Below are 14134 nucleotides of genomic sequence, written 5' to 3' on the forward strand. Positions count from 1 at the left end.
AGAAGGCGGCAAGTTTCCGGCAGGACGAATGAACTTGGTTCAGCCCGCTTCACTTGTCGAACTTGGCGTACCCCGCTGCCGAGCGCCGCTGAGCGCCGCGTGCGTAGTCGAGCTGCATTTCGACTTCTTCGTGTTTGCCTTCGCTGAACGTCGATTCATGCACCCAATAGTTGAGCTTGTCTTCACCGAGTTGCACCCAGTATTTGGTGCTGTCGCTCTCGTCACGCCAAAAGGTGATGTGTTCAAACCCGTTGCTGCCCGCCCACTTCTCGATGTCGTCCAGCACGCGTGCGGCTTTGGGGTGGGTCATTTGAAAGCTCTGACCGTCGGACTCGTTGCGAAACTGGATATCTGCCATGCCGACAGACTAGCGCTGTTCTCATGAAGGCGGGTCTCAGTGGTATAAATCTTGTCTTGATTTGGGCTTGAAGCGTGGGGCCTTGCTTTATGCTGCCGGGGTGTCCTCCCTTACCTCCCTGAACGTCACCACCCTGAATGTCAACGGCCTCCGGAGCGCCCTCAGCAAAGGGCTGCTCGGCTGGCTGGAGCGCCACGCCCCCGACGTGCTGCTGCTGCAAGAAGTCCGCGCTGAGCCGCTGCCGGAGGTGTTTGCCGCGCTCGGCTACGATTCGTGCTGGCACCCTGCCCAAAAAGCCGGGTACAGCGGAGTGGCGCTGCTGAGTCGGCGCGGCCTGAGTGACGTGCAGATGGGCATGAACGACCCCGAAGTCGATGCCGAGGGGCGGGTCTTGTCGGCGGTGGTGGAGGGCGTCCGCTTTGCCAGCGTGTATTTGCCCAGCGGCGCGAGTCGGCCTGAGCGCCAACTCTTTAAGGAGCGGGTCCTGGTGGACTTTGCCGAGTGGACACGCGGGCATTTATCTGTACCGGACGCAGAGAGCAGCCAAGACGACAACGAAACGAAGACAGCCGCCCCCAGACCGCCCCTGATCATCGGCGGCGATTTCAACGTGGCCCATACGGAGCTGGACATCAAAAACTGGCAGAGCAACCGCAACAAGCCCGGCTTTTTGCCGCATGAGCGCGAGTGGATGAGCCAGTATCTGGCGCTGGGCCTGCGCGATAGCCACCGCGACCACTTGATTGATCGGCGCGAATACACTTGGTGGAGCAACCGCGCCAACGCCTTTAACAACGATGTCGGCTGGCGCATCGATTACCTCCTGGCGGCGGGTCTGCCCCTGACAGAAGTATGGGTGGAGCGCCGCGAACGCTTTTCCGATCACGCGCCGCTGAGCGGACGGCTCATTGGTGTAACGCCTTGAGCTTGCCGGTGTTGGAACTTTTACCGGCCTTGCGGGCGGCGCTCAATCTGCACCCGCTGGTGATCTTGCAAGCCCCCCCCGGCGCGGGCAAAAGCACCGGCTTGCCACTGGAACTGCTTTCTGAGCCTTGGCTCTCGGGCCAGCGTCTGTTGCTGCTGCAACCCCGCCGGGTGGCGGCCAGAGCGGTGGCGGCGCGGTTGGCGGCCACTCTGGGCGAAAAAGTCGGCGAGACGGTGGGCCTGCGGGTGCGCTTTGAAACGCTCGTCTCGGCCCGCACCCGCCTCGAGGTCGTCACCGAGGGCATTTTGACCCGCCGCCTTCAGCACGACCCGGAGCTGAAGGGCGTGGGCCTGATTCTCTTCGACGAGTTCCACGAACGCAGCCTCAACGCGGATTTGGCCCTCAGCTTGGTGCGCGAGGTGCAGGGCGCACTGAGGGACGATCTGCGGGTGCTGATCATGTCAGCCACCCTCGATCCCAGCTTGCCTGCCCGTTTGGGTACACACATTCCCATACTGGAAAGCCTGGGCCGCAGCTATCCGGTGGACGTGCGCTACCTCGCCGCCGATCCGGCTGATCCGGCCTCGGCAGTGGCGGGCGCGGTGACGCGGGCTCTGGCAAGCGATGAAGGCGACATTCTGGCGTTCTTGCCGGGCGTGGCTGAGATTCGCCGCAACATGGCCGCGCTGCGCGAACGTCACCCCGAAGTCTCTGTCTTGCCGCTTTACGGCGACCTCCCGATTGCCGAGCAAAACCGCGCCATTGTGCCCGACCCTGCTCGGCGCAAGGTGGTGCTGGCCACCAGCATCGCGGAAACCAGTCTGACCCTTGACGGCGTGCGGGTGGTGATCGACAGCGGCCTGACCCGCACCCAGCAATTTGATCCGGGCAGCGGCCTGAGCAAAATGGTGACGAGCCGCGTGACCCGCGACAGCGCCGATCAACGCGCTGGACGGGCGGGCCGCACTGCGCCGGGGGTGGCTTACCGCCTGTGGAGCGAGCGCACCCAGCCGCTGCTTGCCGCCGCACGCTTGCCGGAAATCCTGAGCGCCGACCTCGCGCCGCTCCTGCTGGAAGTGGCGGGCTGGGGCGCGGATGTGACAGCTTTGCCCTGGCTCGACGCTCCGCCGCCGCCCAGAGTGGCCACCGCTCAGAGCCTGCTGACCGAGTTGAGTGCTCTTCAAGGTGGCCGCATCACCCCGCAGGGCCGCGAACTCTTGGACCTGCCGACCCACCCGCGACTGGCCCACCTGCTCAGTCAGGGCGCGTCGCTGGGCCTCGGCCCGCTGGCTGCCGACCTTGCCGCCGTGCTGGAGGAACGCGACCCCTTGCCGCGCAGTGCGGGCAGCGACGTGGCGCGGCGGGTCTGGGCGCTGCGCCAGCACCGCAGTGGGGGCAGGGGAGAAGGGGACAGGGCCATCTTGGAGCGAATCGAGCGTCTCAGTCGGCAGTGGCGCAGCTTGCTGCGTGTCCGGCCTGACGACACTTCGCCCGACCCAGAGCAGGTGGGCCAACTCCTGCATCTTGCTTATCCAGAACGGGCCGCGCAACTTCGCCCCGGCACTCTAGACCGCTACTTGCTGGCGGGAGGGCAGGGCGCACGGCTCCCCGAAGGGGATGACCTCGCCGGGCAGCCCTATGTGGTGGCCGCTCACCTGGATGCGGGCAGCGGCGAGGGCCGCATCTACCTTGCTGCGCCGCTGAGTGAAGCGGTGCTGAGCGCTCAGGCGGTGACTTCCGACGTGGTCGAGTGGGACAGCCGCACAGGAACGCTGACCGCCGCCCGCGAGCGCCGCTTTGGCCGCTTGCTGCTCGGCACCCAGCCGCTCCAGCAAGTGCCGGAAGCTCTGCGGGTATCCGCCGTGCGCTCGGCGGTGCTGCGCGAGGGGCTGGGTTCACTGAGCTGGACGAATGAAGCGCGGCAGTGGCAAGCCCGTGTGCTGAGTCTGCGGGCGTGGCGAGCAGGAGAGGAGTGGCCGGATGTTTCGGACGCCGCTTTGCTGGAGCGCTTGGACGACTGGCTCACCCCCCACCTCGGCACGGTTCGCAGGCGCGAGGATTTGGGCAAGATCCAGCTTCTCTCGGCGCTGCATCCCCTATTGCCTTGGCCTTTGCCGCGCCAACTCGACGAACTCGCTCCCACTCAGCTCAGCGTGCCCAGCGGTCACAGCATCAAGCTGGAGTACCGCCCAGACGGCGACGCTCCTATTCTGGCTGTCAAGTTGCAAGAACTCTTCGGGCTGGCCGATACGCCCACCGTCAACGCGGGGAGAGCGCCGGTGCTGCTGCACTTGCTCTCGCCCGCCCGCCGCCCGGTGCAGATCACGCAGGATTTGCGCTCGTTTTGGCAAAGCGGGTACTTTGAAGTTCGCAAAGACTTGCGCGGCCAATATCCCAAGCACCCCTGGCCGGATGATCCGTGGACGGCGCAGGCCACCCGGGCGACCAAAAAGCGGATGTAAGCGGTTGGCTAAGCGCCCCGCACCAGCGCCAGCCAAGCCGCTCCCACTTCCCCCGAAACGTCGGTGGCCGTCAGGCCGTAGCCGTGCTTGGCTCCGGCGAGTTCGCCCGCTTTGCTGTGCAGCCTTACGCCGCACAGCGCGGCGTCCTCGGCGCTCAGCCCTTGTCCCAGTAGACCCGCCAAAATGCCGCTCAGCGTATCGCCCATGCCAGCCGAGGCCATGCCGGGATGCCCGCCCCGCGAGACGAAAAGGCCGTTCCCAGTGGCCAGGGTAGACGGCCCGCCTTTGAGCACCACCACGCCCCCGAACTTGCTTTGAAGCTGCCTGGCCGCACTGAGCGGACCAGCGGTGATCTCTGGTGTGGTGACTCCCAGCAGCCGCGCCGCTTCGCCGGGGTGCGGCGTCCAGATGACTTGGTCGTGGCCGTGTCCGGCGAGTTCGGGTTGCAGGGCGTCGGCGTCCACTACGGTGGGAATTGTCCAACTCAGCACCGTGCGGGCCACCTGCGCCGCATTTGGGCCGAGGCCCATCCCTACTGCCAGCGCGTCCGGCTTTACTTCGTTCTCTAGTGCACTCAGCTGGTCATCCATTTCGACCCGGTGAACCATCAGCTCCGGCGTGATCAGCGGCACATCGGCCCCGCTGTAGATGCTGACCAGCCCCGCGCCCACCCGCAGAGCGCCGAGCCCGGCCAGCGCGGGTGCGCCCACGGTGCCGGGGTGTCCGCCCACCATCCAGATGCGGCCCGCCGTGCCTTTGTGGGCGTCGGCAAAGCGCACTGGCAGCTTGGCGGCGATTTCAGCGTCAGTCAGGCGCAGGGCCACCGCTTCCCGCAAAACCCACTCCGGCGGTACCCGCAAGTCGGCCACACTCACCTCTCCGGCGGCGTGCGCGGCGGGGCCGTAGATCAGCGCGGGCTTGAGGCCGCCAAACGTCACGGTCTGCGCCGCCCTCACTGCCGCCTCTGGACGCTGAGCGTTGCTGGCGTCCAAGCCGGAGGGTAGGTCAATGCTCAGCACCTTGAGACCGCTTTGGTTGATGATCTCCACGAGTTCGCTGAGTTCTGGGCGCAGCGGCGGCACGAATCCGGTGCCGAGCAGGCCGTCCACCACCACCCCGCCGACCATCTGAGCGCCCGTCAGGACGCGGCGCAGGTTGGCTGCTGAGAGGGTCTGCGCCTCAACGCCAACCGCTGAGAGCCGCCGCTTGTTGAGCTGACTCAGCGGGTGCTTGGACGGTTGGGCCAGCACCGTCACTTCGCGCTCCAGTGCCAGCAAATGCCGCGCCGCCACCAAAGCGTCTCCGCCGTTGGCCCCGCTGCCTGCCAGCAGCAAGACGTGGCCCGCCGGAAAGTGGTGTTGAAGGTGGTCGGCCACCGCTCGCCCCGCCGTTTCCATTGCCAGATCCAGCAGCTCAGCGGCTTCTAAACGGGCGTCAAGCGCCTTGACACCTTCGGGAAGGAAAACCGCTTCAGCCATGCCTCAGTTTCGCGCCCAAGTTTTGGTGCGCGTGTGAGGAGAGCGTTTCGGCGTCTTTTTGTTCCCGCATTTTGTTGCCACAGGCCGCAAACGAGAAGCTGCTCTGCTCAGCGCCCTTTGAGGAAAAAGTAAAACACCAGCGCCGCGACCACCAAGCCGATAATCCGCAAATTGGCCGGAGTCAGCCACTTGGCATTCAGCCCTTTGTTGGCCGCGCTGCCGACGCTCAGGCGCGGCGCGTCTTCGCGCATTCGGCGCACCGACAAGCGCTGGCCGCGCCGGATGGCCTTGACCGAGTCGTTGACCCGCCCCTGTCTACGCAGCGCCACGCCCAGATTGTGGTGCGCTCCGGCAAAGTCGGGATTCAGCGCGATGGCGCGGCGCTGGGCGGCCTCGGCTTCTTTGAAGTTTCCGGCTTGCAACTCCAAATTCCCAATATTGCTGACGGCGCGGTAGTGGCCCGCGTCGGCTTCGGCGGCCTGCTCAAACAGCTGGCGGGCTTGGCCGGTTTCCTCATGGATGGCGTGCAGCACACCTACCGAGTTGAGCGCCTCGGCGCGGGTCAGCGGCAAGTCGAGGGCGGGTTGCAGGGCGGCAGTCAACGCTTCGGGTTCTACATGACGCGCCGTCTCCGCCGCTTCCAAACTCGTGAGGGCGGCGTCCAGCGTGTGGACACTGACGTGGCGGCGCACCTCACTCAGCGCGGCGTCGGGTTCACTGAGGTCTTGGGTCAGCCGGTTCAGGGCGCGGCGGGCCTGCGGGTATTTGTGGGCGCGGACGTGATCTTGAATGTCGTGCAGCGACTCCAGAGCGCTCAGTAAACTGCTCGGCAGCGGTGTGGGAGCGAGGCGGGCGGCGGCCATGGCGCGGCGGTACTCGCCGGCCGTCAGGTAGCCGCCCCAGTCCAGATTCAGCCCTGCCAGGTGCGGCGGCATAGCCGGGAGCGGCGCGGACGTGATGGGTGCTCCCCCAGTGCCAACGCCCTTTTGAAGGGATACGGGGGCCTTGCTCTCGGTCATGGCCGAAGTATACTCATTACTTGCGCCGCGTCAGCGTAAGGCCCGCTGTGTTTTGGGCTTGCTCTGGCCGCTCTGCTTTTGCTTATGCCTACTCCTGACCCCGATTTTGACGCTGTGCCCGAACCCTCCGCTGACCTTGCGGCTGGGCTTGCTTCTGAGCCCATCACCGAGCTTGCCGCGCCGCTGTATTCGCCGCGCACGGTGCGCGAACTGCTGGAGCGCTTCAATTTGCGCCCCACCAAAAGCCTCGGTCAGAATTTCTTGATCGACGGCAACACCCTGCGCTTGATCGCTGAAGTCGGCGGCGCGGCGCAGGGCGTCAACGTACTGGAAGTCGGGCCGGGACTGGGCGTGCTGACCCGCGAACTCGCGCGGCGCGGCGCGGCCGTCACCACCTTAGAAAAAGACGAGCGGCTGCGTCCGGTGCTGGCCGAAACGCTGGCGGGCAGCGGCGTAGACATCATCTGGGGCGACGCGCTCACCTTCGATTACTCTCAGTTGCCTCCCGGCACGCGGGTGATCGCCAACTTGCCGTACTACATCTCCACGGCGCTGTTGACCCAGTTTATGCAGGCTCCCGGTATCGTATCGGCCACCGTGCTGGTGCAGCGTGAGGTGGCCGAGCGGCTGGGCGCACAGCCCGGACAAGACGGCTACGGCTACCTCTCGGCGCTGGTGGCCCTTCACGGCAGCGCCAAAATCATCCGTGACGTGTCCAAGGGAGCTTTTTTTCCTGCGCCCGACGTGACCAGCAGCATCGTTCGGCTGGAATTCAGCGGCTCCAAGCCCGACCCGGCGTTCGTGCGCTTTTTGGAAGTGGCTTTGCAGCACCGCCGCAAGACGCTGCGCAACAACCTCCGGATGGCCGGCTATGAGGGCGAGTTCATTGACGCCGCTATCCAGAAAGCTGGTCAGGCCGGCCCGCGGCTGACGGCCAATGTCCGCGCCGAAGACGTGCCGCTTGTCCAAATGGAGCAAATTTTTACGGCGCTGCGCCCAGTGGACAACGTAGACTGAAGGCCAATCCAAAAATAGTCTTCGCTGGGGCCACATGCCCAGTCGGTCAGTAACTCAGCAACAACCGGCCTCTCTCCGCCGCAAGGCTCAGGCCGCGCCGTGTATCATGGGCAAGATAAGCGTATTCAAGACGAAAATTCTCCCGTCAAGGCGAGGTCTGCTTGGCGGGTGCGGAGGAAAACAGTGAAGTTCTATGTAATTGGCGATGTGACGGTGGATCACTTGTATCACCTTGACCACCTGCCCGCGCCGGGGGAAGAAGTGGCCCCCAACCGCGCCACCATGCAGCCCGGCGGCGCGGGCGGCACCATTAGCGTCACCCTGGCCCGCCTCGGCCACAGCGTGACGCTGGCGGCGAGAGTAGGCCAAGACCCTTTTGCCGACTTCGCGCTCTCCAGCGTGCGCAGCAGCGGCGTGTCGGAAGCGGCGGTGCAGCGCGACACTGAAGCGCTGACCAGCACCATCACGGTGATGCAGACGCCCGACGGCAAGCGGGCCATGATCAGTTACGGCGCGGCCAACCGCGAACTCGATCCGGCCAAGCTCAAGAAAAAAGACATCGACAGCGCCGACGCCCTGATTCTCTCGGCCTACAGCCTGATCGGCGGCCCGCAGCGCGATTACGCTCTTAAGGCAGTGGCGATGGCCCAAAAGGCTGGCGTGCCGGTATTTCTAGATTTGGGTACGGGAGCGGTCAACGCGGTGGGCATGGGCCTGCTCGACAGCGCGGTGGGCGCGGATTATCTGCTGCTCAACCAACACGAGTTGCTGGCCCTGACCGGCACCCATAGCATCAGCGCGGCCCTTTCGACGCTCGGCGCACGCGGCACCAAACGGGTCGTCGTGAAAGTGGGCGCGATGGGCAGCATCGTCTGGACAGCCGACGAAACCGAATTGGTGGACGCGGTGCTTGTCGGTGACAGGGTGGTCGACACCACTGGCGCGGGCGACACCTTCGTGGCCGCTTTTGCCCACGCTGTCCTGAACGGCAAATCGATGGCCGAAGCCGCCAAGCTCGGCAACGCGGCGGGCGTCCTGAGCGCCACCAGCCTCGGCGCACAGTCGCGCCCGATCAGCGCCAGCGAGTTGGAATCGTTTGCCTGAAGGCAAAGCGGGGTGAGTGGGAAGTGGGGTGAGCAGCTGGGTCCGCTTCCCACTTTTTTTGGTTTTTCTACAAAGTCGCAGGTCACAAGCCCTAAACTGTTACACGTGATTATCGCCATCGGCCACGATCTGGTAGAGGTAGAGCGCATTCGCGGCCTGATCGAGCGCGAAAGCCACCGCCTCGGCAAGCTCTTCACGGAAGGCGAACTGGCCTACTGCCAGGCCCTCGCCGATCCGGTGCCGAGTTTCGCGGCGCGGTTTGCAGCCAAGGAAGCTTTTCAAAAAGTCTGGCCGCGCCCGCACGCCTGGCGCGACGTGTGGGTGGAGCGCCCCCGCACCCCAGACGGCCCCTTTCCGTATGCGCCGCCGCTGCTGGGCTTTGCGCCGGCCATCGCGGCCGAGATGCGTGAGCGCGGCTACGTCGCCCACCTGACCCTGACCCACACCCGCCAGCACGCGGCGGCAGTGGTGCTGCTGGAGCAGCGGTGATAGGGGAGTGTGGGAGCCGCTTCCCGTTTACGGTCAAAAGAGAGCCATGACGTTCAAACTCGTGGCCAGCGACCTGGACGGCACTTTGCTGAGCTCGGCAGGCGAGGTGTCTGTGCGCAGCCGCGCCGCGCTGGCGGGCGTGCAGGCGGCGGGCGGCGTGGTGGTGCTGATTACCGGGCGGCCCTCGCGGATGGTGCTGCCGCTGGCGAGTGCGCTGGGCCTCAGCGGACACGTGATTTGCAGCAACGGCGCGGCCATTCACCGCCTCCCCGGCGGTGAACCCGAGGACTTGCGAACCCTGTCGCCCGAAGTGCTGCGCTGCGCCGTGCCCGCTCTGCGTTTGGCCTGCCCCGACTTGGGCCTGGCGCTGGAGTGGGGCAGCGGGATGCAGGCCGAAACCGCTTACCGCGCCGCGCCCGACAGCGTGAGTGACGTTCTAAATTTCCTTGACGCAGGCCACCCCGTGCTGAAAGTGATGGCCCGCTCAGCCACCTTGTCGCCCGCGCAACTCACTGAGTTGATCAATGCGCGGTGCGGCGACGAACTCCACGCCTCGCTCAGCGGCGCACCCTTTGCCGAAATCGCGGCGCGGGGCGTGCACAAAAGCGCCGCGCTGGCCCGCCTGTGCGCCGGGCTGGGCATTCGTGCGGGCGAAGTGCTGGCCTTCGGCGACGCGCCCAACGACCTGCCGCTGCTGTCCTGGGCAGGTTGCGGGGTGGCGGTGGCCAACGCCGTGCCAGAAGTGCTGGCAGTGGCCGACCAAGTGACCCTCAACAACGATGAGGACGGCGTGGCGGCACTGCTGGAGCGGCTGCTGGCGGCGGGAAAGCTAGGTTCCTAACTGCTCACCCCTTGCACGGAAGTCGTGGGCTGACTTGCCCCCGGTTGCCGCTCAGCGCCGAGTCAACTTGCTGACCACTTCCACGTGGCTGGTCTGCGGATAAAAATCGTGCGGCACCACTTCGCCCAGTATCCAGCCGCGCCGCACCAAGTCGCCCACGTCTCTGGCCCAGGTTGCCGGGTCGCACGAGACATACACCAAGGTGTTGGCGGTGTTGTCGTCAATGGCGTCTCTGGCCTCGCTGCTCAGGCCCGCACGCGGCGGATCGACCACGATGGCGTCGGCATTGGGCAGGGCGGCGGCGTCATCCCGGCGAAAGACCACATTTTTTTCTCCGCTTTGCCGCACGTCGCTTTGACCACGCCGCAGCGCTTCGCTGGAGGTGTCGAGCACAATCACTTTGCCAAACGTCCGGGCCAGATGACGGCCGATCGCGCCGCTGCCGCCGTAGAGGTCGAGCGCCGTTTTGTTTTTGTCGGCCATGCTGCTCCCATCTAGCCCGGCGTTCTCGTCTGATACAGCGCTGCTTCCAGCCAACTGAGCCGCCATCCGGTAAGCCTGCCCCGCCGCTTCGGGATTGACCTGCGCGAAGCCCACCGCCGATAAGCTAACCTGCACCTCACCGAGTTTTTCCTGCACGCTGCCTTCTCCGGCAATGAGCTGCACGCCCGCTGTAAATCTGCGCTGCGCCGCTCCGGCCAGCGACACGCCCACCACGCCCACATCCAGCAGGTGATGGGCGGCCCGCAAAAACCGGCCCGGCTGCCCGACCCCGATCAAGCTGGCGACCACTTCCCCGGTCTGGCGGCTGCTGCGAAAAGCAATTTCGTGTGCCGGATCAAGCCGCTCAGGGTCGAGTTGATCCAGTACGGCCTGCACCGCGTCCATCACCAAGGGATCTTGGCCGCCCCCAAGCCGCCACATGCCCTGGCCCCTGCGCTCACGGTAGGCCAAACCGCTCGGCGTCACCAGATACTGCGCTCCGTTGCGGTAGTGCCACTCCCTCGGACTCGGCACGGTGTCGGCCACCGGATGATCCAATTTGGCGATGCGGCTCAGCGCTTCTTCCACCAACTCGCGCTTGATGCGGAGCTGCGCCGAGTAATGGGCGTGGGCGAGGTCGGCGGTGGGCAGATCGGGAGCGTCCACCCGGTCAGGACTGGGCCGCAGCACCCGCACCACCCGGCCCTGCCGCACGCCCCGCGCCGCTTGGACTTGGGCTTCTACCTGCTCGCCGCCGAGTGCGCCGCGCACCAGCACCACGCCGTCCTCGTCGCGGGCCAGACCGAGGCCGCCCGCCACCACCTTTTCGATGTCCAGCACCTTAAGGTGGGACGGGCGGACGGGGTAGCGCTCTTGGCGCGGCTCCGGAGTTGGAGGAGGAAGGACGGTCGCGGGAAGCGCGACTTGAGCGGAACGGGAACGGTGGCTGGAAACTTTGACCTTCATGCTGAGTTAGGCTAGCGTACCGGAGCGCAGGCATTTGAGGGATGAAGGGGAAGTGGAGCAGAAAAAGCCATTTCTCAGCACCCCGTCAGCTCTTAAGGCTTAGCATGCAGCATGAACCGTTTTGCTGCTGCTGCCCTGCCACTTGCCCTGTTGGGCGCTCTGGCGTCGTGTGCGCCGACGATCACCGACACGGCGGGCCGCTTGGTCAACGCGGTCAGCGGGCAAGAAGGCCGGGTGCTGTTTCTCGGCGGTTTCCAGCCGCGCCCCGTGGTGGTCGGAACGCCTGACAACGTGACGGTGCAACTCGGCCAAGACCTCTACAGCGGCAAATACAGTGTTATCGGGAACCAGAACGCGCTGGGAGTGAGTTTCGGCTTCGGGGTCGGCTCTTCGTTCGGTGGCGACTCCGGGGATCGCCGCAGCGGTTACGGTGGCCTGCGAACCTCCGCTGAGGCCCGCAATCCCACCGGCCCCGGCAACTTGATCCTCAAGACCCAGCGGCTCAACACCGCCGCCGTCAAAACCATCACCTGTGACTTTCAAGCGGATGCCAGCGGCCACGGCGTCGGTAATTGCAAGGGCAGTGACGGCTCAACCTACGCCTTACAGTTTTAGAACTCTATTTGAATATTAATTTTCTTGAGAGTCAATTCAATTTGCCTTTAACCAAACTCTAAATAAGCTTTTTGGTTCCCTCTTACTTGCTTAAAACTTCGCTTATCTTGCAGTTGGTCTAACATTGGCCTAACACCGCCCACCTATAACGTGACCTGAAGCAATGTGCGCCGCTTTGATGGCGGCCACTGTTTTTTGATTAAGGGGGCGTTCATGAAAAACGATCAAAACAAGCCGCAGGGCAGCACTTTACCGACCATTCAAGAAGCCATTCAGCAACCGACCCAGCGCCTGACCGACAACCTCGGCCACGCCATCAGCGACGATCAGAACTCGCTCAGAGCGGGCGTGCGCGGCCCCAGCTTGCTGGAAGACTTTTTGCTGCGCGAAAAAATCAGCCACTTCGACCATGAGCGCATTCCCGAACGGGTGGTTCACGCACGTGGCGCGGGAGCACACGGCATTTTTCAGGTGTATGACGATTCGCTCTCCGAATTTACTGCTGCCAAAGTGCTGACCGATGCCAGCCGCGTCACGCCAGTCTTCGTGCGCTTCTCCACGGTGGCCGGTTCACGCGGCTCCGCCGACACCGCCCGCGACGTGCGCGGCTTTGCGGTTAAGTTTTACACTGAGGAAGGCAACTGGGACCTCGTGGGCAACAATATTCCACCGTTTTTCATTCAGGACGCCATCAAGTTTCCTGACCTTATTCACTCGGTCAAGCCGGAGCCGCACCGCGAGATTCCGCAGGCGGCCAGCGCCCACGACACCTTCTACGATTTCATCTCGCTGACGCCCGAAACCATGCACACGCTGATGTGGGTGATGAGTGACCGCTCTATCCCGCGCTCGCTGGCCAACATGGAAGGCTTCGGGGTGCATACCTTCAGGTTCATTAGCGCTCAGGGTCAGTCCAGTTTCGTCAAGTTTCACTGGAAGCCACTTTCGGGCGTTCACTCGCTGGTGTGGGACGAAGCGCAGGAGTTGGCCGGACGCGACGCCGATTTCCACCGCCGCAGCTTGTGGGACGACATTGAAGCGGGCAACTTCCCCGAATGGGAACTGGGCCTGCAAATTTTCACCGAAGATCAGGCTGCCGCATTCGACTTTGACGTGCTGGACGCCACTAAGCTGGTGCCGGAAGACCTCGTGCCAGTCAAGCGGGTGGGCAAAATGACGCTCAACCGCAACCCCGACAATTACTTTGCCGAAACTGAGCAGGTCGCCTTTATGCCCACCAACCTGGTGCCGGGCATTGATTTCAGCAACGATCCTTTGCTGCAAGGCCGCTTGTTTTCGTATCTCGACACCCAGATCAGCCGCCTCGGCACGCCCAACTGGGTGGAGTTGCCGATCAACCGCCCGCTCGCGCCGGTCTCCAATCACCAGCGCGACGGTCAGATGCGCCGCACCATCAACCCGGGCCGCGTGTCGTATGAACCCAATTCGCTGGGCGGCGGTCAGCCTGCCGAAGTGCCTGCCGAGAAGGGCGGTTTCGTCAGCTACCCCGAACCCATGACCGGTGTCAAGGTTCGCCAGCGGGCCGAGAGCTTTTCCGATCACTACGGTCAGGCCCAACTGTTTTGGAATTCGATGTCGCCCGTCGAAAAAATGCACATCGTGCGGGCGCAGCAATTCGAACTCGGCAAAGTCGAAGTCCGCGATATTCGCCTCAAAATGATCGAGCATCTGCGCCGCATCAACGCGGTGCTGGGCGATCAGGTGGCGGCGGCTTTGGGTGAACTGGAAACGGCGGAGCCAATGCCCAGCGACGCCGAGCTGATGAAGCTGCTCGAAAAAGCGGTATCGGACACCACTGCTTCGGGCGGCCTCAAGCGTGACGCGGCGCTGAGCATGGTGGATCACAACACCGCGCCGCCTTCGGTGAGGGGCCGCAAAGTGGCGATTTTGGCCGCTGACGGCGTGAACGCGGGCGACGTGCAGGCCATCAAAGACGCTTTGGCCGCTGAAGGGGGCAAGGCCGAAGTGGTCGGCACCCACTTGGGCGGCCTCAAAGCCGACAAGGGAGAAGTCAAGGTGGACAAAACCATCCTGACCACGCCCTCGGTGGTTTACGACGCGGTGTATATCCCCGGCGGCGCGGCCAGCCTCGGGGCGCTCAGCAGCATGGGCGACGCCGTGCGCTTCGTGGCGCAGGCGTACAAGCACGGCAAAGCGGTGGGGGCCAGCCACGAGGCCTTATCCTTCCTCCAGCGCTGTGGCGTTCCAGTGGACGCGGCGAAGGGCGTTTTCGATCTGTCCAAGCAGTCGGCGGATGACTTTGTCAAAGGGGTGGCCCAGCACCGCTTTTGGAACCGCTCCGGGGATTTGATTCCCGCTTAAGTACGACGTTGAAGCGAGTAAAACAAGCAGCCAG

Annotated in this window: 12 protein-coding genes; 8 read left to right on the forward strand and 4 right to left on the reverse strand. The window is 64.5% G+C overall.

Annotation, left to right across the window (positions count from 1 at the left end; translation table 11 throughout):
- Positions 1-49 precede the first annotated feature (49 nt).
- Complete coding sequence (locus EHF33_RS12050; RefSeq protein ID WP_124871845.1) at positions 50-358, reverse strand: hypothetical protein; 309 nt, start codon at positions 356-358, stop codon at positions 50-52.
- A gap of 100 nt (positions 359-458) precedes the next feature.
- Here EHF33_RS12050 and EHF33_RS12055 point away from each other — a divergent pair, with 100 nt between their 5' ends.
- Together EHF33_RS12055 and hrpB are read left to right on the forward strand one after the other, a co-directional pair.
- Positions 459-1283: an exodeoxyribonuclease III gene (locus EHF33_RS12055; protein ID WP_124871849.1), complete on the forward strand. Its 825-nt coding sequence runs from the start codon at positions 459-461 to the stop codon at positions 1281-1283.
- 8 nt (positions 1284-1291) lie between these two features.
- The gene (hrpB, locus tag EHF33_RS12060) at positions 1292-3745 is read left to right on the forward strand and encodes an ATP-dependent helicase HrpB (protein ID WP_241191160.1); all 2454 of its coding nucleotides are present in this window, start codon (positions 1292-1294) and stop codon (positions 3743-3745) included.
- A gap of 8 nt (positions 3746-3753) precedes the next feature.
- Here the strand turns inward: hrpB and EHF33_RS12065 are convergent, their stop codons facing one another.
- Positions 3754-5223, reverse strand: coding sequence for an NAD(P)H-hydrate dehydratase (locus EHF33_RS12065; RefSeq protein WP_164473470.1), 1470 nt, complete (start codon positions 5221-5223; stop codon positions 3754-3756).
- Between the two features lie 107 nt (positions 5224-5330).
- Positions 5331-6242: a tetratricopeptide repeat protein gene (locus tag EHF33_RS12070; RefSeq protein WP_164473471.1), complete on the reverse strand. Its 912-nt coding sequence runs from the start codon at positions 6240-6242 to the stop codon at positions 5331-5333.
- A gap of 84 nt (positions 6243-6326) precedes the next feature.
- On the opposite strand from EHF33_RS12070, the gene rsmA reads away from it, so the two are divergent.
- The 4 genes from rsmA to EHF33_RS12090 all read left to right on the forward strand — a co-directional run bounded on the left by rsmA (position 6327) and on the right by EHF33_RS12090 (position 9693).
- Positions 6327-7259, forward strand: coding sequence for a 16S rRNA (adenine(1518)-N(6)/adenine(1519)-N(6))-dimethyltransferase RsmA (gene rsmA, locus EHF33_RS12075; RefSeq protein WP_124871854.1), 933 nt, complete (start codon positions 6327-6329; stop codon positions 7257-7259).
- Positions 7260-7442: 183 nt separating this feature from the next.
- Entirely contained in the window at positions 7443-8363 is a 921-nt protein-coding gene (locus EHF33_RS12080) for a carbohydrate kinase family protein (protein ID WP_124871858.1), read from the forward strand.
- 105 nt (positions 8364-8468) lie between these two features.
- Positions 8469-8852 carry a 4'-phosphopantetheinyl transferase superfamily protein gene (locus EHF33_RS12085; RefSeq protein WP_124871861.1) on the forward strand — a complete coding sequence of 128 codons (384 nt, stop codon included), beginning with the start codon at positions 8469-8471 and terminating at the stop codon, positions 8850-8852.
- A 46-nt stretch (positions 8853-8898) separates the two neighbouring features.
- Entirely contained in the window at positions 8899-9693 is a 795-nt protein-coding gene (locus EHF33_RS12090) for a Cof-type HAD-IIB family hydrolase (protein WP_124871864.1), read from the forward strand.
- Between the two features lie 51 nt (positions 9694-9744).
- Here the strand turns inward: EHF33_RS12090 and EHF33_RS12095 are convergent, their stop codons facing one another.
- A complete protein-coding gene (locus EHF33_RS12095; protein WP_124871867.1) occupies positions 9745-11142 on the reverse strand; it encodes a class I SAM-dependent RNA methyltransferase in 1398 nt (465 codons plus the stop codon).
- 111 nt (positions 11143-11253) lie between these two features.
- Between EHF33_RS12095 and EHF33_RS12100 the strand changes: the two genes are divergently transcribed.
- Complete coding sequence (locus tag EHF33_RS12100) at positions 11254-11757, forward strand: hypothetical protein (RefSeq protein WP_124871871.1); 504 nt, start codon at positions 11254-11256, stop codon at positions 11755-11757.
- Positions 11758-11970: 213 nt separating this feature from the next.
- Positions 11971-14100: a catalase gene (locus EHF33_RS12105; RefSeq protein ID WP_124871874.1), complete on the forward strand. Its 2130-nt coding sequence runs from the start codon at positions 11971-11973 to the stop codon at positions 14098-14100.
- The last annotated feature ends 34 nt before the right edge of the window (positions 14101-14134 follow it).

The sequence above is a fragment of the Deinococcus psychrotolerans genome (assembly GCF_003860465.1).
Lineage (GTDB): Bacteria > Deinococcota > Deinococci > Deinococcales > Deinococcaceae > Deinococcus > Deinococcus psychrotolerans.

Excerpts from the sequence above, each read along its gene's own strand:
- rsmA (WP_124871854.1), top strand. The coding sequence starts at position 6,327 with ATGCCTACTCCTGACCCCGATTTTGACGCTGTGCCCGAACCCTCCGCT.
- EHF33_RS12090 (WP_124871864.1), top strand. The coding sequence starts at position 8,899 with ATGACGTTCAAACTCGTGGCCAGCGACCTGGACGGCACTTTGCTGAGC.
- EHF33_RS12070 (WP_164473471.1), bottom strand. The coding sequence starts at position 6,242 with ATGACCGAGAGCAAGGCCCCCGTATCCCTTCAAAAGGGCGTTGGCACT.
- EHF33_RS12065 (WP_164473470.1), bottom strand. The coding sequence starts at position 5,223 with ATGGCTGAAGCGGTTTTCCTTCCCGAAGGTGTCAAGGCGCTTGACGCC.
- EHF33_RS12100 (WP_124871871.1), top strand. The coding sequence starts at position 11,254 with ATGAACCGTTTTGCTGCTGCTGCCCTGCCACTTGCCCTGTTGGGCGCT.
- EHF33_RS12050 (WP_124871845.1), bottom strand. The coding sequence starts at position 358 with ATGGCAGATATCCAGTTTCGCAACGAGTCCGACGGTCAGAGCTTTCAA.
- EHF33_RS12105 (WP_124871874.1), top strand. The coding sequence starts at position 11,971 with ATGAAAAACGATCAAAACAAGCCGCAGGGCAGCACTTTACCGACCATT.
- EHF33_RS12095 (WP_124871867.1), bottom strand. The coding sequence starts at position 11,142 with ATGAAGGTCAAAGTTTCCAGCCACCGTTCCCGTTCCGCTCAAGTCGCG.